Below are 16,382 nucleotides of genomic sequence, written 5' to 3'. Positions count from 1 at the left end.
GCCACGACACGCATCTGATGTGCGCTGGGCGATCGACCTGACCTCGGCCACTGCCGCGCTGTTGCTTCGCTCTCCTATCGGCCATCGAGCACCCGGTGATCTACGTGCCCGTGCGGGGGTGAACCGGACATACGACGCGTGCGCCGTCCAACCGCAGGAGCAACACCCGCAGCTCTGCCGTGCCTGTCCGGCGTCGGCGGGCGCGGCGGCAGCGAACTCGGCAGCAGGACACTAGTGCACTCGGTGAGGAGGGTAGTTAAGGGCCGAACGGCACCGGAAGCTGCGCCAGTCTCGAGCAGCGGTGAGGAGAACCTGCTGGTGGGGTTGACCAGGTAAGTGGAGAACGCCCGGCCGGCACGCGATCCGGCAGGCCCTTGTACCCGCCCTACATAGGTGTCGCATGGTTTGTCCGAGAAAGTAGTCCGTGAAGGCAGGTTGCATGGATGAACTCGGCGTGTGTGGCGGCGTCATCATCACGGCGGGTGAAGCAGCGGAGTAGGAGACTGTTGGTCAGCGCGGCGGATAGCTCGTAGGCCTCGATGGTACTGACAAAGACGCCGTGCTCCTGTCCTAACTTTATTGCCGGTGTCATGACGCTGGGTAGATCGAGCTCTCGTCTGACCTCGACCGCGATCTCAGGTGATGTCGCTGTCTCGTGTGCGACCAGCATGAGGAACGCTTCGACGAAGTCCTGGTTGCATACTGCAAACGATGCCAGGCGCCCCAGATGCCGCTTCACGATGACGGCAGGTGCAACCAGGAGGGCGAGGTCGTCATCGATCTTTGATCTCAGTTCGTCGAACTGGGGCCGCAGTGCCTTCACGACTATCAGTGCCTTGCTGGGAAACAGCTGCTTCAACACGGAGAGCGGCACGCCCGCCCGGATCGAGATGTGCGCCAGCGTGGTCGCGAAGTAGCCGCGAGCAGCGAACTCTGCGCGAGCCGCGGCGATGATCGCGCTGCGCGGATCCTCTGGAAGGCTGTCGATGCGGGCGACCTCGTAGGTGAGCATGATTTCGTCCGCCAGTGGGGTGATGACGTCGTCGATGTGCTCGTGGTTCTGCCCGGTGTCGACGACGGAGCCGATGAGGGCGATGACGGCGTTGCCGAACAGGTGGTTGGGGACCGCTTCGGGGTCGGCCAGGTGCCGTATCGCCAACCCTTCCACGAGTGCTGTCAGCGTGACGGCCATCAGTTCGGCGGTGAACGGTGCGCGGAGAGTGGCTCCCCACCGGGCAAGAATGGCTTGGTAGGCCTGTATGCCTGCCTCGTCGTAGGCGGCGTACGCCTGGCGAAGCATCTTCATGGCGCCGCGGTGATCGCGTGCGAGGACCAGAGTGGCAAGTTGCAGGATCGTGGCCGGATCCTGGCGCACCTGCTCGAAATCCCATGCACAGACCGCGCGGATTGTTTGACGCGGATCGCCGTTGGTTTCGACGAACGACTTTTGCAGGACTTCCTGCAAGTCGTGCGCCACCCGTTGTGGCGCTCGGTTCAGCGCGACCACCAGCTCATCGATGTAACGACCCTTGTCACCGAAGACCACGTAGAAGGTCTTCTCGCTCACTCCCGCACGTTCGGTTATTTCCGTGATGTTGAGACCGCGCGCCAAGACCTTGAAACCATTGCGGAACACATGGTCGATTCCGGCGACCAGTAGTTTTTCGCGTGCGGAACCTGGATCATTCATTTGGTGGTGCCTTCGGTAGTGAGGCCGTCGCGATTGACGGGGTGTCACCTACATCGCGGTACCCGTGTCCAGTGTTAGTGCTTTCTGAAGTGGTAGGTGAGTGTTCACCCACTTGGGTTAGTCGACGGTGTGGCGGTGCCCCGTTGATGTCTCACCGAATGCCATCGCAAACTTGCCGTCCAGACCCGGAATGAAGTCGTTTCTCATCGTCAGGTCGGGTCAGATCAGAACAGGGGAGCAGAAATGAAGCGACTTTCGATCGTCGTGCTGGGGGTGACGGTGGTGGCCTCCCTAGCCGTGGCGCCTTCCGCCACGGCCCAGACCAGCAGTGACCTCGGCGAGCCGGCAGTGGTCTCCGCCGTCGAGGACCAGATGGTGCTGGACGAGGCCACGGCCGCAGCCGAGCTCGCAGTGACGGAGAGCGGCACCACCCAAGCCGACGCCGTGGTGGTGTCGCCGACCGGGGACACCACTGCCCGCACGGACAACGGATCCGTGGTGCAGGTGCCGGCCGACCCCACGCAGGACGTGACGCTCACGGCGCCCAACGGGCAGAGCGTGGATGTCGGTGTCCCCGGTGCCGCGGACGCTGCGCAGGCGGTCGTAGTGGACGGCACCACCGTCTACGCGGACGCCGCCCCGCAGACCGATGTCGTGGTGAAGCCGACCACCGAGGGCGTGCAGGCGCTGGTGACCATCGACGGGCCCGCCGCTCCCACTGGCTTCGACTTCCCCGTCACGGTCCCGGCCGGTGGTCAGATCGCGTTGGGCGAGGACGGCGGGGCGGTGGTCTTCGACGCCACCGGCAGCCCCGTGGCCACCGTGGCCACGCCGTGGGCGCGTGACGCCAACGGCAACTCGGTGCCGACGCGATTCGTGCTGGAAGGCAGCACGCTGCGTCAGATCGTCGAGCACCACCAGACGACGGCCTACCCGGTCGTGGCGGACCCGGCGTGGTTCGTCGTGTGGGGAGCCAGACTGATCATCAACGTGCTGGTGGGCCAGGCCACCAAGTGGTGGTACGAGCGCAACGGGTACAACTGCACCACGTACGGCCCGTGGTGGTGGCACATGGTCGCTTGTGCCAAGCCTGTGCGGTAAGTCCACAACGGAAGGGCCTGCCGCACGGAGTGCGGCAGGCCCTTCCGATCGGAGTCGGCGGGATTCGGGCAACGCGTTGCTCACCGTCGGCCGGCCGGGCAGGCGTTGGCGGTGATTCGCGTCCGCACCGTCCAGCCCGCTGAGCACTTCGCCGAACGGCTTGTACGACGCTCAGAACCAACCCCGTTTAGCGGCGTTGACACCGGCTTGGAACCGGGTGTCCGCACCCAGGTGCTTCATGAGCCATTGAATGCGACGCTGCACGGTCCGCTCGCTCATGCCGAGACGTCGGCTGATCGATGCGTCGGTGAACCCCGCAGCGAGCAGACCGAGCAGGTGTCTGCCCTCCTCGTCGACGACCAGGCCGAGGTCGTCGGCGTCGCGTCGGTCGACCACCGGTGTCGCCATGTGCCAGAGGGTCTCGAAGCAGTTGATCAAAGAATGGATCATCATCGAGTCCTCGATGAGAATCGAGTGCGCGGCGGGCGCACCCTCTCCCAGTCCCAGCATCGCACCGCGGTCATCACTGACAAGCAGTTTGAACGGCACTCGAGCGAGCAGCCGGTTCTCGCACCTGTTCTCCGCAGAGTCACGCAGGACCAGTTTCAATGCTCCCGGCAACCCCAGTGCCGAGGTATCGGTGATCACTCGGTAGTTGAGCCTGGAGAGCCAGGCGCCACGAGCGGCGTCGATGGGCTCGTCGGGCTCGATGGCCATCGAGTAAGGCGGTCTGCTGCACACCCTTATCTCGGAGCGAGCGGAGCTGTACACCCGTCTGTGGTGAAAATGGATCTCTTCACGATCAGTCAGGAGACGCACGTTCTCGCGTGCTTCGCCCGAGAACAACTGGTGCAGCCTTGTGGTCAGCCTTCGAACCTCGTCGATGCGGCCAGCCGGGACGAAGCCTGCGTCGACGTCATCACCCGCACCCAAGACTCACCTCGTGCTTCGCGTCATTGATCACGGTCACAACCAACCGCGCTTGGCCGCGTTGAGACCTGCCTGGAAGCGAGTTCGCGCGCCGAGCCGTCCGCTCAGGACCTGCAGTCGCCTCTGCACGGTGCGCAGCCCCAGATCGAGCTTCTCCGCGATCAAGACATCCGTCGCGCCCGCGGCGAGCATCACGAGAAGCGCGCGGTCTTGCTCGGTTATCCCGTCATCGTCGAGCCCCATGACGATGTGGCCGGTGACAGGGGCCGCCAATGACCACAGCGTGTGGAACACGTCGATCATGATCTCCAGGAGCGGCGAGGACCGAACGAACCACACATGTTCCGCCGCCGCGTCCCCCTTCCTGGCCAACAGGGCGGCGTTGTCGTCGATCAGCACCATCTCCACCGGTACGCCGTGCAGCAGACGCACCTGCCAACCGGAGGCCGCACGGTCGAGCAGTCTCGCGGTTTCCCCGGTTGCGCAGGCCACCGCCGTGTCGAGCACGACCTGAAACTTCACGCCGCCGGCTGCCGGAATCGGTGACATCGGCGTCAATCCGGTCCGCACCCAGCCGATCTCGTCCAGAGAAGAGCAGCGCACGGCGCGAACGAGACGGGTGGCGCCGCGCAACGCGTCCGTGAGGCCAGTGGCTACCGCGGTACAGCCGCGGAATTCCCGCAACCCGGGATTGTCCGTTCCGCGCAGTTCGAACAGGGCAGCCAGCCGCGCGACCAGCTCCGCACCCTCGCTCCAGAGCATGGCACCGCCGCTTGCGGGAGAGCAGCCCTGAGGCGGAGGGATCGCGCCGGGCACATCACTCGACACGTCTCCGCGGTGCTGGCTGGGCCGCTCCACAGGTCTCCCTCTCGCTGCTCATCGCACTGCGCTCGCCTCGCCGGACATTCTAGAAAGTCAGCCGCCCAAGACCGCGTCCGCCAAGCGCCGATCCCAGTGCGACCACCCGATCGAGGCGGGCATCGTCCCGGTCGCCCCGCGTACGGAGAAGGCGGTCAAGAAGCGTTACCCATGGCTTGTCGCGTTGCGTCAGACGGAAAGTTGCCACAGATCCGACTTGATTCACCAGCACTGGTGTACCTACATTTGTTTCGTCATCGCGAACGATGCCGCCGAAAACAAGTGATACGACCGTGATGATCAACGCGGACAGATATCGCGAGATATTTTCGACCTCTGGAGATTTCATGTCTCAGGTAAGTGAACGGAAGATGTCCGAAGTGCGACATTCTGGACTTGAGCGACACCGCGGTTTCGGTAAACTCGGCCGTTCGATGGTGGTTACCGTGCTCGCGCTGAGCGCCTGTCTCGGCGCCGCCGTCGTGCCCGTCACCGCGAACGCTCAGGTGAACGGCACCAGCGGCAGCGCCCAGCAGATGGACGGCGACGGCCGCACAGCGGCGAACTCATGGATGCGCAACAACTTCCCCGTCAGCGCCGTGTGGGTGGAGACAACCCGCTACAACACGACAACCGGCCGCTACGACCGGGCTTGGCGCTATGGCGGCGCGCGGTACTACGACAACGACTTCCAGCTGCGAAACTGGATGGCACGAAACGGTTTCCAGGCCGGTCCCGGAGCTACCGAGTTCTTCGAATACGACGTCATTCCGGCGCTGCAGACACGTGGCGCGGCACGTCACCCCACGCTACGACTGGTGTGGAACTCGCGCTCCGGCGCTCTCTTCTACACCTGGGATCACTACCAGAACTTCCGGTACGTCGGCATTTACGTCCGAGCGAATGACCGTGCACGCGACCCAGGTTTCTGCAACATCGAAGCGCCGCGCTGTCGATAAAGGTCCGTCAGCTGCTTGCGGTCGGAAGTAGTCGAAGCGCCGCTCCGTCACCGGGTCGGCTGCCAGTCAGGCGCGGGTGATGTGCTCAGGCGGTGTTGTCGACCGGGCGCGGTAGAGCGAGGCGACCTAGGGGTGCTCGCCGGCGTTCTTGCCGGTCTTGATGGTGAGCTTCGTGACGATCTCGGGTATCGGGACGCTCTTGTCGCGTAGGGCGCGGGCGACGATGAGCAAGTCGTTATCGGTGACTTTGGGACGTTCGCCGTGGTTGCCCTTGGCCGCGACGGCGTGCTGGCCCTTCGAGGTCTTCTCGCGGATGTAGTTGCGGTCGAGTTGGGCGGCGTTGGTGAGCACGGCGAACGGCATCGAGCCGACGCCATGAGGGTCGTAGATCCCGGCCAGGGGGCCGGCGAGCAGTTCGAGCTGCACGGCGGCGGCGTCGAGGCTGGCTGCGAGAGCCATGAGCTCGGCGCCGTTGCGGGCGTGGCGTTTAGGCTCGTGCACGGTGAGGATCACAGGCTGGTGCGGTGCGGCCTGGCGTAACTCATAGGGCAGGGCGAGGGCCTCCTCGGACTCGGGCCGGCCCTGATCCGGCTGCTGATCTTCTCGGAGAACACCTTGCGGTACTGGGCTTTGGGTCAGCGCCTCGATCTGGATGTCGAGATCCTGCTGGGCGGTGGAGCAGCGGGCGTAGCCGATGCGGATCGGCTCGTTGGCCGCCGCAGGCTGTTCAGCGGGATGACGAAGCGGAGGCTGTGGCGTAACACGGTGAAGCTGTCGTGGTGGCTGTAGCGGGCGGCGCGACCAGCATAGAAGTGGCAGAACTGCGATTGGTGTTGCGAAAACGTCATTCACCGCTGTTGATGAGCGAAAAAAGACGCTTCGGGGCTAGTCGCGCCCCGAGTTGCGATGCGCGTCCCAGTCCAATGGCAATCTCGTCTTTACCGGCGTCCAAGCCTCGCATTACCCGGTCGAGGAACGCGTCCAACGGCATGGCTCTGGGGGGCGTCGATGGCAGGTTTCGGTGTAGTGGTGTGTCGACGACCGGAGGGATTATCTCGACCACCGTGACAGTCGAGCCTGCCAGTTGCCGTCGCAAGCTCAAGGTGAAGGAGTGGACCGCGGCTTTCGTCGCGGAGTAGACGGGAACTTTCGCGAATGGCACAAACCCGAGGCCCGAGCCGACGTGGACCACACGCGAGCGCGGGGCAAGACGGAGCAGGGGGAGCGCAGCCGCGGTGACGTTGACAAGTCCGCTGAAGTTGGTGGCGATCTCGGGTTCGACGTCGGCCGGTCTGGGCGGTTCGGAGGTGGAGAAGTCGAGCGTGCGCTGGATTCCCGCGTTGTTGATCAGAGTCGTGAGATGAGGGACTTGCGCAGCCAGCTCCGTCATCCCCTGGGTGACAGACTCCGGGTCGGCGACGTTCATGACGATCGCTGACATCCCGGGATGAGCAGTCGCTACCGCCTCCAACCGTAGGCGGTCCCGACCAGAGATGACGACGCGCGCCCCGCGCGCGTGAAAGCGCGCGGCGATACCCGCGCCGATACCGGAACTGGCTCCGGTGATGAAAACGACCTCATCGATCATGCGTTGCGTCTCATGTGGCAGCATACTTCCCTGCTTTGCCCGACAGTCGTATGTCCGACGTCCCGGGCGGGCCGCGACGAACTCGCACTGCGGGCGTGGCACACCCAGTCCGGCTGGCTCGGCAGGACACCTGTCCGATCTGCTCGAAGTTGGTGGAGAGCAGCATCTGGGAAGCAGGCTGACCGGCTCGTGAAGGCCGTGGTGTCTTGATCTGCCGCGGCACGGGGCTTTGTAGCGGTGTCGAGTTAGGTCATGACAGCCGGCAACAGCTCCAGGTAGTCCCCGCCGGTCAGCGTCAACTGCAGGTAACCGACTACGGCGACCGTCGCGGCGTAGCGCTCGAGCGGCGTCAGTGCCCGACCTGAGATGTGCGGGGTCACGCAACGCGTCGTGCGGACGGCGCGACCAGCCGACGATGAGCCGCAGCTTTGAGCATTCGACGCAGGCCAAATGACTACCCGCCACCAGTCAAATCCCCCTAGCCGTCACAAGGTTCGGCTCCTGTGCTGACGGCTCGGCGAACTCGGATTCGGACTCACCGCCGAACCCCCAACGACCTCATCCTGAGCTAGCTGGAAAATCCACTTCCGGGTGCGGAGGCGTTCGACTCGGGTGGCCACGGCGGTTACGGCGGCTCTCCCGGCAGTTCCGACGGCCAGCCGTAACGGTTGAGCAGATCCTGCAACTCGTGCCAGGCGAAGCTGTAGCCGACCTCGGCGAGAGCCAGACACGCCGTATAGGCGATCACGCCGATGTCGACGGGCGTCACGAGCGGGAGCTTTGGTTAGCGCGATAGCTGCGATAGCGCATGATGATCAACGGGAGCTGCGCGGTGAACATCGCGTCGTAGAGAAGCTCGCGCAAGTTGTCGCCGATGAAACCGTCTGCGCCGCCGCCGCTGTGCTCATCGAGGCTCATCCCGGTGTCTCTCAGTCGCGTGTTCACCGCCTCCCGATAGTCCTAATTGATCGCCTCGACGTCGTAGCCGTCGACAGCCGGTCCCACATGCTCGCGGACCAGATCCTCAAGCGTGCTGCCCTCGCCGTCCATGCCATAGAGCTCCGCCAAACCACCGAGAACACGATCAGTCATTCCAGCCATGACCGGATCGAGCACGTCACCTGATCGGGACGCCCGGCAGTCCGCCGCCGGGCACCGGGGTAACAGCGCGGTCGGTCGTGCGATGTTCTGGACGAGGTCCGGCGCGCACCCCCAGGCGCGCCGGACCTTTCCTCACGAACAGGCGTAGTGCGATCGAGCGTTCCGTTCGCCCGTCCAGGTGATCAAATTCGGACATACGGACAAGCATCAGGGATGCTCATCGATGTGCAGCAGCCCGAACCCCGCTGTGACCTGTGCATCGACACAGGCACAGTCACCTGGCAGCAGCCGGTGCCCGGCGCGGACGGCGCGCTCGTGCTGATGGAGATGAACCACCCGTGCGTCAACGGCTGCTCGGCTGGCACCGGCTTCCCGCCGCTGAAAGCGGCAACCTCGTCGACCCCGATGGTGGCGGGCGGTCCACCGGGAACGTCGCCGACGCCAACCAGCACCACCGCACCGACTGGTCCCGGCCCCGCCTTGGGCCCGAAGAGCACCCCCTACCGCCACCCTGATCGTCGCGATCGGCACGACGGGGAAGGCCGGCGCCAGCAGACGACTCCTGGGGAAGCTTGATCACGCCGGTGAAGACGCGCCGACCTGCCGCACGGCGGGAGTCCTCGGTGGTCGAGGGCTTAGGCGGCCAGCACAGCCACCGGGATCGAGCGCAGCGCTGCGTCGGACTCAACCGCGCAGGATTGGATCATCGTCGCCTGGGTACTGAAGGGACGCCGTACACGTATGCGTGAACACGGTAGGCCGCTTTCGGGCGGGCCGGCCGGTTCCGGCGCGGGAGAGTTGAAACTCTGCAGCTCCCCGCGCCGGTCCCGGTTCGCCCGCGCAAGCTGGACGGTCGCGGTCATGTCTTGATCACTGAGTACCATGCCTTGACGACGTCAAGCAGCGGCGCCGTGGACAGTTCCTCTGAACCACGAGGTGCCGCGGCATGGCCGATGACACGCACGCGTCCGAGACGTCTCCGGCCGGGCTGGCCGCGGGCGACCGTCCCGACGCTTTGAGCAGACTCGACGAGACCGCCGAGGCGCTAACGGTGCTCCGGGACTCCTTCACCGACGAGGAGCCGCTCGACACCGCATTGCAGCGGCTGGCTGATACCACGAGCGGGGCGATCCCGGACGCAGACGCGGTGACGGTGTCGCTGATGGATCTGGCGCAGCCGCGCACCGCGGCCGCCACGAACCCCCGGCTGATCGAGGTCGACGAGAAGCAGTACAGCGCCAACCGGGGCCCGTGCTTCGAATCCGCGCGCACCCAGCGCGCGGTGCGGGCAGTCGTTGGTGAGCACCTCGACGAGTGGCCGGAGTTCGAGGCAGCCGCCGCGGAGCACGCGATCCGTGCCTACCTGTCCGTGCCAGTGCTGCTGCCCTCCTCGAAGTCGACGCAGGAGCAGCACCTCGGCTCGCTCAACATTTACAGCTACACCGCCGCGGCCTTCGACCCCTTCGACGAAGGGCTTATGCGGCTGTTTACCACCACAGCGTCGGCCACGATCGCCTGCGCCCAACGCCAGCAGCGTTCACGAGACCACATCAGCAGCCTGGAACAGGCACTCGTCTCACGGGCCGTCATCGATCAGGCAAAAGGCATCCTGATGGCCGTGCACTCCTGCACCGCCGACGAAGCCTTCGCAATGCTCGTGCAACGCTCACAACACGAGAACATCAAACTCCGTGATATCGCCAAGAACCTCCTTGACTCGGTGACCAGTTCCTGAGCGCACGCCGTCAACTGCATGTCTCTACCGCAAGTCCAGTGATGGTGGTCTGGACGCCTAATCGCGATGCGGTCGCTTGCCAGGCCTGCGTTGAGGCTTACTTGTCCGGCGTCGAGGTTCTAGTTGAAGGCCAGTGGCGGCGGCATTCCCGCTCTCTACCCTTGATTTGGCAAGTGCCGCCGCCCTGGCCGGACTTCGGGCAGGGCACCAACCTGCGCGAGATCGTTGTGCACAGGGCCGGACTTCGGGCAGGGCACCAACCTGCGCGAGATCGTTGTGCACAGGGCCGGACTTCGGGCAGGGCACCAACCTGCGCGAGATCGTTGTGCACAGGGCCGGACTTCGGGCAGGGCACCAACCTGCGCGAGATCGTTGTGCACAGGGCCGGACTTCGGGCAGGGCACCAACCTGCGCGAGATCGTTGTGCACAGGGCCGGACTTCGGGCAGGGCACCAACCTGCGCGAGATCGTTGTGCACAGGGCCGGACTTCGGGCAGGGCACCAACCTGCGCGAGATCGTTGTGCACAGGGCCGGACTTCGGGCAGGGCACCAACCTGCGCGAGATCGTTGTGCACAGGGCCGGACTTCGGGCAGGGCACCAACCTGCGCGAGATCGTTGTGCACAGGGCCGGACTTCGGGCGGGAGTACCAAAGGATGGGAACAGGGCTGACCAGCGGTTTTATTCTGGCAGCCTGGTGGTGGAGTCATCGTTCGGCCTATTTGCGCCCGAGTAGCGGCTTGGGGACGGGTCGCTCGACCCGTCCCCAAGCCGGACGGTTCCTCTCAAGCCGAGCTACCGCGGGACTGCACGTGCTGGCTGGTCGACTACCAGACCCCGGGACCACCCCCCGCGTGCACGGGGACGACCCGCGGGCGAAGACGTCAGTCATCTCCTTGGCGGGACCACCCCCGCGTGCGCGGGGACAACATCGGCCTCGACTGGGAGATGGAAGCCGAGTACGGACCACCCCTGCGTGCGCGGGGACAACTTCATCGTGTCGAACACGAGCTGACCGAACTGGGGATCACCCCGCGTGCGCAGGGACGACGGTTTCTACCTCGGCAAGGAAGTGCCGGAGCTGGGACCGCCCCCGCGTACGCGGGACGACAACACGGCGATCAGCTCCGCGTTCCACCAAGGGGGTCGTGTCGATCGTGGTCATCTCACTCCGTTGCGGGGATCGCATGATCGTCACGAGCGTGCCGAGAAGCTGCCCGAGAGAGTCAGGCGTAGCCGCGTTTGAGCATCATGGTCGCGGAAGTGGCGAACTTCTCGGTGCCCATGATGACGAAGGCCGGTTGGTCTACGTCGGCCACGTCAGGACCGGCTTCGGACGGGAGGCGCTCGTGGACCTGCAGCGCAGGCTCGACCCGCAGGGACGTTCCACCAGCCCGTACGACCTAGACATGTATCGAGAGCACGCGCGCGACGCACGCTGGGTCGAGCCGGTTCTAGTGGGCGAGGTCGAGTTCCGACAGTGGACGACGGACGGTCACCTGAGGCATTCGTCCTGGTGCGGGCTGCGCCTCGATCGTGACCCGTCCAGCGTCGGACTTCCTGCTCAGCCCCCTGACTCGAGTCACCGGAAAGGCTCGGCGGACCCCCAGGCGCGGACAACAGGTCCCGTTGTCGGGCGAGGGCCACGGCGGCGACGCGCTCAGCGCACGACGGTGTCGAGTCGCGTGTGCTGAGCCTGGCCTGGCTGTGCAGGGGGCTAGCGTGCTCACAGTCGTAGCCACGGTGGTGATCGCTGCGACCATCGAGTGGCTACGACTGTGAAGCACCTACCTAACTCACGTCTGACACTGCCTCGTCATGGCTCCGCTCCAGTTGCTCCACGACCCGCCTGCCGGCTTCACATGCACCCGGATCTCCGCTGTGACGTTGACAGGGGCGCAGATGCGCTCGGTGTCGCCGATCTCGATCGGTCCGATCGTGGACTTGCCCCGGACGATCGTGCGGCCGCCGCCGAGCCTGATCCAGCTGCCACCTTCGCGGACCCGGAAGAACGCCTCGTAGTCAACATAGGAGGCGCGGGTCCGAGCGTTGGTGATGACGGCGTGAGCGGTGATCTCCCGGTATGGGATTTCGGTGAACTCGTGCCTTTCGGCGGAGATGCAGCCTCGTACGCCAATGCTCTGGGTCGATACGGCGCCTCCGCAGGCGATGCGGGCGGCATGGGCGTCTGCCGGTGCTACAAGCGTGGTCAGCAGGACTGCTCCTGCTACGGCAGCGATTTGATGCAGTCTCATGGGTTTTCTCCTGAGTAAGTTTGCGAAATAGTCTTTTTGCCTGGCGGAATGTAAGGTATGCGCAGTGGCAATTAGTTTCGCCGCGTCAGCATGCCTCCGCTTCGCTATCGAGCGCACTTGGATGCAAATCCGCGACAGTGCGCAAAACAGTGCAAAAATTGCGCAGACTTGCGCGTTTTCGGTCACATGGCGACATCAGTGGACAGTCAGATGTTAAGCGAGGCGATCGGATCGCGTGACGAAATTGACACTTGATGTCGAGTCTATTCGATACATTGGAAAATTCGCGCGCCCGTATCGCGAATGATTGACAGGGATGCGGAAGGGTGAAAAAAACTTCTCAGTGAGTAGCCCGCTCGACGAGAGATTCCACGGCGATTCCAGGGTCTCTTTGAGTCTCACTAGCAGATCCTGCCGCGACGCCACGTCAGGGCTCTTGTGCGGGAGCGCGCCGATCCGTGCGCCCAGTTCTCCCTACATCCCGCGCTCAATGTGATCGTTCCGTGTCTCAGCAAGATGCTCCGCGCGATCAGGGCACCTCCCACACGCGGCTCTCGCATTCTCTGTTTCGAGCCCGAGGAACAGCTCCAAGCCTTCGCGGCAACAGGGCGCCCCAGCACTCCTGCCTGCATCCGGCTGGTCAGTCAGAGCACTCCGCGAGGAGGAAGAATGTCTCACCGACGTCTCGTCGTGAAGAATCCTGCCTTCGAGGACTGCTCGCGCGTAAGCGGGATCGTATCGGGTGTACTCGGCATCCAAAGCGGACGAAAGACGTGCGGCCAAACTCTCAAAGTTCATGACGTCACCTCGCCAAGATCCACACCGAGTTCGGTCCGAAGGCGCCGACGCGCTGCCTGCAGGTGCGAACGGACCGCTGACGCTGCAATTCCTAGATATTGAGATATCTCCCCAGTGTCGCAGCCTGCGAAAGCGCGCAGCGCCACGCACGCGGCTTGCTGTTGAGGCAACTGGTTGAGTAGGCGTTCCAGGTCGAGCCGGATAATAAGACCGCCCACTTCATCCGCGGTTCTTTCGTCGTCCATGGTCGCACTAACCACCCGTGGCTGTCGGTCCCGCTTGCGGCAGTAGTCGACCAGTTTGCCGTGAACCACGGTGAAGGCGAACGCCTCGGGCCTTGTGCTAGCCCGCCAGGCATGCCGTGACCGATACATCGCCAGGAACGCCTCGCTCACCACATCCTCGGCGTCATAACTGGATAGTCCGCGGAGTCGGGCGTATTTGAGGAAGGTGACTCGGTGGCGGTCATGAAACTCTACGAAGTCAGCGTCGAGTTTGCTCGGCGTTTGGACGCATATTCCCAGGTCCAGTCCCTGCCGCGCGCACAGGCAGACCGTGCGCACACAGATCAAGGTCCCGGTCATGCAAGCCACTCTCCTCTCATCTGCAACGGTGCACAGGCTGTGCGGGCTCCGCTGGTGCGCTTCTGCCCGGTATGCCGTTGTGCCGAAGGTTCCCGTCCAGCACCAACACCTTCATCACCCGTTCGGCGCAACGGCATACCACGCAGCAGGGCACCTGCCGCCGGCACCTTTCGTCGCCACCAGGGCCGGAAAAGGCCTGTTCAGCGGGCCGCAACTAGCCTCAACATAAGCGCAGGCCGACAGGATCGCCTGCATCTACGAACTCGCCCTCAACCCTCTTCTTGCCCCCTCTGGGCCTGCTCGATCAGCCGCGTCACACTGGTGATGCGGCTGCCACACCGAGCTCGACACCCCGAAGGGCTATCCGGCGGCACTTCGGCGGCGAGCTCACGCAGGTCGTCCGGCGCGGCGCACGCCGCAGAAGACGGGTCGTCAGCAGCTGCACGTTGCGCAACGTCAGCGACGTAACGGCTGATCAGCCCGGCAGAACGTTTGTCCGGGGAGGTCTCATGGGGCGTGCATCGTCGCCTCCGCCGCGGTGGTTGCGCCGCACGGTGGCATTCACGCCGCTCGGTGTCGTGGCGGCTTGCCCGGTGACGGTGCTCCTGGCTCACCCTCAAGAGTCGTCCTCGAATTGTGGGACGTGCCGCAGGCAGTCGCGCCTCAGGGCTGGGAGAGCATCGGCAAGGCGGATTTTCTCACTGACGGCTCCAGACTGCGGCTGGCCTCCACCACCTCGGAGTACGGCCCCGGTGAACTCGTACTCGGGCAGCGCGGGAGTTTTGGGGCCGACGTGTCTGTCGCAGGCCGCGATCGTGTGGAAGCGTTGGACGTCGCGTCATTCGCCGAAGGGGTTGAACAGTGGCTCATCAGGATCTGGCGCAACCAGGGAGTTTCGATCCCGCCGTGCCAGAGCTGTACTTGAGGCCGTGAGGCCAGCGAGCAGCAGGATCCTGGCTACGAGCGTCCTCCTGCTCAGCCTAGGAGTAGTCAGCTGTGGCAAGCCGCTGAACGAGAACAGCGGCGGCGCCCCAACGCTGTCGACGTCGTTGCCTCCATCTGTCTCAACTGCGTTGTCATCGTTCAGCCAATCCATGATCACGAACTGCGATCGCCCGCCAGCGGACCTTTGTGCTGAGCAGCTACGCGTTCTCACAGTTCGTGCAGAGGCCGTGGTGAAGGAGCTGCGCTCGCGGTCTGATCTGGCGAACCCGGCCGAAGGTGTGAGCCTGGGCAAGGCAGTGGTAGAGCTGCGACAGCAAGATCTCACGAACGGCAGTAACCAGATCAGTCTCAAGGAGTCAGCGCAGAAGTTGGATACTTGGCTGAAGGGGGCAGTTCCCGGCTATCCGCCCCCCGTCGCGCCGACCGGCCGTTGAACAGGACGCAGTTGCGTCACACGACCGAGGAACATCAGGTGACGACTAGCGCGCATATCGCTGGCGATGCGTCTAGAACCGCATGAGTGCGAGCGCGCGGTTATCCGACGACCGCACTTGCGCTACCGAGACTGCAATGTCCCTAGGTTCCGCGCGAACATGACCGATCTCGACGGTGCGAGCTGGAGTTTCCACGTGAAGTGACCGTGCGGTGAACGGCTGGTGTCCGCGCTAGCTAGCCGCTTATTTGCTGCTCGGCTCCTGTGCACCCTGCCGGAACTGGATCGCAACAGCAGCAGTTTCGACTGCTAGCGGTGATGCGCCGATCTACCGCAACAGTCGTAATCGGTGTGGATCGTGCTGAGTCGTGCCTTCTTGGAGCAGCCGCGGTGAGAGCAGGTCGTATAGCCGGCGCTGCACCGGTCTCCATGCCGGTAGCCGTCAACCATGTTGGGCGGCCTCGTCCTGCTCGGCCCCGTACCGGATCCACTCGTCGACGGTCGGGCCGGGGGCCTCGGTCGAGGACTTGATGCTGTCTGGGCGACGTTTGGGGAATCCCAGTGCGTTCATGATCGACGTCGTGCGGCCCTCTCGGGCTAGTTGGTTCAACGACGAGGGGACACCGGAGCAGAGTTCTGAGCCCCCTTATCATTGAGATCCCCCTAGCGGTCGCGGGCCGCCACCAGGCGGTCATGCCGGAGCTGAAACCGAGCTCCCGGGGCAGGAACCCCTGCAGGATCCCGGTGTAGAGCACGAACAGGATGCCACACAAGATTTGCGGTCATCTAGCGCTTGCGTCCCGGATGAATCCGCGCGCCGCGGCGCAACCTGGGAGCAGCGGCTCGATCCGCGCCCACAATTCGTCGGACACGATCCAGGGAAGTTGCTCACACTTTCTCGCCATGATCAACGAGCCGATGATCATCAGTACGCCGAGATCATTCTGTCCGGAGCTCTTAGTTCGCGGAGTAGGCGGTGAGATGCTTGATGCAGTCAATCGTCCAGTCCAGAGTGTCGGTCGCCGAACTGAGGTCGCGAGATTCAGCGAGGGCACGCTCGCGTCCTGTGTGGACCTGCTCGCTGAGAGCTTCGGCTGACTGTGCCTTGCGGGGTTTCGGAAGTTGTGAGTTCCGGCAGGTAACGCGTGTTCGTTCGAAGGCGTTGATCGCGCTGTCCCAGCCCGCCAATCGATCCTGGCGAGAATCTGGCGCTGTTGCGTAGCCGGTCTCCAGCCTGCCCATCGTTCCCCGAAGGTCGACGACGGCTTCCAGACAGGAACGGGTCCGCTCACGGTCCTGAGCATCGTCGTCGATCTTGAGCGGCACGTAGATCCCGGCGGCGAGCGCGATCAGAGCCACGATGACGCTCAATGTCGCGACGTAGACGTCATACCAAGGGGAGTGC

At 64.3% G+C, this 16,382-nt stretch carries 20 protein-coding genes and 1 pseudogene; 6 read left to right on the top strand and 15 right to left on the bottom strand.

Going from position 1 to position 16,382, the window contains the following annotated elements; all coding sequences use genetic code 11:
* Positions 1 to 385: 385 nt before the first annotated feature.
* Positions 386 to 1,690: a TetR/AcrR family transcriptional regulator gene (locus BBK82_RS08215; protein WP_083267861.1), complete on the bottom strand. Its 1,305-nt coding sequence runs from the start codon at positions 1,688 to 1,690 to the stop codon at positions 386 to 388.
* Between the two features lie 243 nt (positions 1,691 to 1,933).
* Here BBK82_RS08215 and BBK82_RS08205 point away from each other — a divergent pair, with 243 nt between their 5' ends.
* Entirely contained in the window at positions 1,934 to 2,791 is an 858-nt protein-coding gene (locus BBK82_RS08205) for a hypothetical protein (protein WP_065914460.1), read from the top strand.
* A 171-nt stretch (positions 2,792 to 2,962) separates the two neighbouring features.
* Here the strand turns inward: BBK82_RS08205 and BBK82_RS08200 are convergent, their stop codons facing one another.
* The 3 genes from BBK82_RS08200 to BBK82_RS49995 all read right to left on the bottom strand — a co-directional run bounded on the left by BBK82_RS08200 (position 2,963) and on the right by BBK82_RS49995 (position 4,928).
* A complete protein-coding gene (locus BBK82_RS08200; protein ID WP_154697182.1) occupies positions 2,963 to 3,724 on the bottom strand; it encodes a helix-turn-helix domain-containing protein in 762 nt (253 codons plus the stop codon).
* Positions 3,725 to 3,757: 33 nt separating this feature from the next.
* The gene (locus BBK82_RS08195; RefSeq protein WP_065914458.1) at positions 3,758 to 4,483 is read right to left on the bottom strand and encodes a helix-turn-helix domain-containing protein; all 726 of its coding nucleotides are present in this window, start codon (positions 4,481 to 4,483) and stop codon (positions 3,758 to 3,760) included.
* 145 nt (positions 4,484 to 4,628) lie between these two features.
* Entirely contained in the window at positions 4,629 to 4,928 is a 300-nt protein-coding gene (locus BBK82_RS49995; protein WP_154697181.1) for a hypothetical protein, read from the bottom strand.
* Between the two features lie 97 nt (positions 4,929 to 5,025).
* Here BBK82_RS49995 and BBK82_RS08190 point away from each other — a divergent pair, with 97 nt between their 5' ends.
* The gene (locus BBK82_RS08190) at positions 5,026 to 5,538 is read left to right on the top strand and encodes a hypothetical protein (RefSeq protein ID WP_154697180.1); all 513 of its coding nucleotides are present in this window, start codon (positions 5,026 to 5,028) and stop codon (positions 5,536 to 5,538) included.
* Between the two features lie 126 nt (positions 5,539 to 5,664).
* On the opposite strand, the gene BBK82_RS47315 is transcribed toward BBK82_RS08190, so the two are convergent.
* The 6 genes from BBK82_RS47315 to BBK82_RS49980 form a co-directional block, all read right to left on the bottom strand.
* A complete protein-coding gene (locus BBK82_RS47315) occupies positions 5,665 to 6,390 on the bottom strand; it encodes a recombinase family protein (RefSeq protein ID WP_071812549.1) in 726 nt (241 codons plus the stop codon).
* Positions 6,383 to 7,126 carry an SDR family oxidoreductase gene (locus BBK82_RS08180; RefSeq protein WP_065914455.1) on the bottom strand — a complete coding sequence of 248 codons (744 nt, stop codon included), beginning with the start codon at positions 7,124 to 7,126 and terminating at the stop codon, positions 6,383 to 6,385. The genes BBK82_RS47315 and BBK82_RS08180 overlap by 8 nt, the downstream gene beginning before the upstream one ends.
* A gap of 245 nt (positions 7,127 to 7,371) precedes the next feature.
* Positions 7,372 to 7,506 carry a hypothetical protein gene (locus BBK82_RS55745; RefSeq protein ID WP_257785440.1) on the bottom strand — a complete coding sequence of 45 codons (135 nt, stop codon included), beginning with the start codon at positions 7,504 to 7,506 and terminating at the stop codon, positions 7,372 to 7,374.
* A gap of 245 nt (positions 7,507 to 7,751) precedes the next feature.
* Positions 7,752 to 7,895, bottom strand: coding sequence for a hypothetical protein (locus BBK82_RS49990; RefSeq protein ID WP_154697179.1), 144 nt, complete (start codon positions 7,893 to 7,895; stop codon positions 7,752 to 7,754).
* Positions 7,892 to 8,071, bottom strand: a complete 180-nt coding sequence (locus BBK82_RS49985) for a hypothetical protein (protein WP_154697178.1) — start codon at positions 8,069 to 8,071, stop codon at positions 7,892 to 7,894. Before BBK82_RS49985 ends, BBK82_RS49990 begins: the two co-directional genes overlap by 4 nt.
* A gap of 15 nt (positions 8,072 to 8,086) precedes the next feature.
* A complete protein-coding gene (locus BBK82_RS49980) occupies positions 8,087 to 8,242 on the bottom strand; it encodes a hypothetical protein (protein ID WP_154697177.1) in 156 nt (51 codons plus the stop codon).
* Between the two features lie 198 nt (positions 8,243 to 8,440).
* On the opposite strand from BBK82_RS49980, the gene BBK82_RS49975 reads away from it, so the two are divergent.
* The 3 genes from BBK82_RS49975 to BBK82_RS56665 all read left to right on the top strand — a co-directional run bounded on the left by BBK82_RS49975 (position 8,441) and on the right by BBK82_RS56665 (position 11,656).
* Positions 8,441 to 8,803, top strand: a complete 363-nt coding sequence (locus BBK82_RS49975; protein ID WP_154697176.1) for a hypothetical protein — start codon at positions 8,441 to 8,443, stop codon at positions 8,801 to 8,803.
* A 370-nt stretch (positions 8,804 to 9,173) separates the two neighbouring features.
* The gene (locus tag BBK82_RS08170; RefSeq protein WP_083267859.1) at positions 9,174 to 9,962 is read left to right on the top strand and encodes a GAF and ANTAR domain-containing protein; all 789 of its coding nucleotides are present in this window, start codon (positions 9,174 to 9,176) and stop codon (positions 9,960 to 9,962) included.
* A 1,301-nt stretch (positions 9,963 to 11,263) separates the two neighbouring features.
* Positions 11,264 to 11,656, top strand: a complete 393-nt coding sequence (locus BBK82_RS56665; protein WP_071812548.1) for an ATP dependent DNA ligase — start codon at positions 11,264 to 11,266, stop codon at positions 11,654 to 11,656.
* Between the two features lie 102 nt (positions 11,657 to 11,758).
* Here BBK82_RS56665 and BBK82_RS47305 read toward each other — a convergent pair whose 3' ends face one another.
* Positions 11,759 to 12,217 (bottom strand): hypothetical protein, encoded by a 459-nt coding sequence (locus tag BBK82_RS47305; RefSeq protein ID WP_071812547.1) that lies wholly within the window; start codon positions 12,215 to 12,217, stop codon positions 11,759 to 11,761.
* A 794-nt stretch (positions 12,218 to 13,011) separates the two neighbouring features.
* Positions 13,012 to 13,599 carry an RNA polymerase sigma factor gene (locus BBK82_RS08165; RefSeq protein ID WP_065914453.1) on the bottom strand — a complete coding sequence of 196 codons (588 nt, stop codon included), beginning with the start codon at positions 13,597 to 13,599 and terminating at the stop codon, positions 13,012 to 13,014.
* A 1,172-nt stretch (positions 13,600 to 14,771) separates the two neighbouring features.
* Between BBK82_RS08165 and BBK82_RS49970 the strand changes: the two genes are divergently transcribed.
* The gene (locus BBK82_RS49970) at positions 14,772 to 14,978 is read left to right on the top strand and encodes a hypothetical protein (protein WP_154697175.1); all 207 of its coding nucleotides are present in this window, start codon (positions 14,772 to 14,774) and stop codon (positions 14,976 to 14,978) included.
* Between the two features lie 441 nt (positions 14,979 to 15,419).
* Here BBK82_RS49970 and BBK82_RS55740 read toward each other — a convergent pair whose 3' ends face one another.
* From BBK82_RS55740 to BBK82_RS08155, 3 genes and pseudogenes are all read right to left on the bottom strand, one after another.
* A complete protein-coding gene (locus BBK82_RS55740) occupies positions 15,420 to 15,548 on the bottom strand; it encodes a hypothetical protein (protein WP_257785506.1) in 129 nt (42 codons plus the stop codon).
* Positions 15,549 to 15,660: 112 nt separating this feature from the next.
* A pseudogene (locus tag BBK82_RS53855) lies at positions 15,661 to 15,882 on the bottom strand (transposase); the annotation flags it as partial.
* 52 nt (positions 15,883 to 15,934) lie between these two features.
* Positions 15,935 to 16,348, bottom strand: coding sequence for a hypothetical protein (locus tag BBK82_RS08155; RefSeq protein ID WP_154697174.1), 414 nt, complete (start codon positions 16,346 to 16,348; stop codon positions 15,935 to 15,937).
* Positions 16,349 to 16,382: the final 34 nt, after the last annotated feature.

The sequence above is a fragment of the Lentzea guizhouensis genome (assembly GCF_001701025.1).
Classification (GTDB): Bacteria; Actinomycetota; Actinomycetes; order Mycobacteriales; family Pseudonocardiaceae; genus Lentzea; species Lentzea guizhouensis.
The sequence above is the reverse complement of the archived record's forward strand: the minus strand, read 5'-3'. Positions and strand labels throughout refer to the sequence as shown.

Bases quoted from the DNA above. Each gene is read 5' to 3' on its own strand.
- BBK82_RS08215 (WP_083267861.1), bottom strand. From the start codon at position 1,690: ATGAATGATCCAGGTTCCGCACGCGAAAAACTACTGGTCGCCGGAATC.
- BBK82_RS08205 (WP_065914460.1), top strand. From the start codon at position 1,934: ATGAAGCGACTTTCGATCGTCGTGCTGGGGGTGACGGTGGTGGCCTCC.
- BBK82_RS08195 (WP_065914458.1), bottom strand. From the start codon at position 4,483: ATGCTCTGGAGCGAGGGTGCGGAGCTGGTCGCGCGGCTGGCTGCCCTG.
- BBK82_RS49995 (WP_154697181.1), bottom strand. From the start codon at position 4,928: ATGAAATCTCCAGAGGTCGAAAATATCTCGCGATATCTGTCCGCGTTG.
- BBK82_RS08180 (WP_065914455.1), bottom strand. From the start codon at position 7,126: ATGATCGATGAGGTCGTTTTCATCACCGGAGCCAGTTCCGGTATCGGC.
- BBK82_RS49975 (WP_154697176.1), top strand. From the start codon at position 8,441: ATGCTCATCGATGTGCAGCAGCCCGAACCCCGCTGTGACCTGTGCATC.
- BBK82_RS08170 (WP_083267859.1), top strand. From the start codon at position 9,174: ATGGCCGATGACACGCACGCGTCCGAGACGTCTCCGGCCGGGCTGGCC.
- BBK82_RS47305 (WP_071812547.1), bottom strand. From the start codon at position 12,217: ATGAGACTGCATCAAATCGCTGCCGTAGCAGGAGCAGTCCTGCTGACC.
- BBK82_RS08165 (WP_065914453.1), bottom strand. From the start codon at position 13,599: ATGACCGGGACCTTGATCTGTGTGCGCACGGTCTGCCTGTGCGCGCGG.
- BBK82_RS55740 (WP_257785506.1), bottom strand. From the start codon at position 15,548: ATGAACGCACTGGGATTCCCCAAACGTCGCCCAGACAGCATCAAGTCC.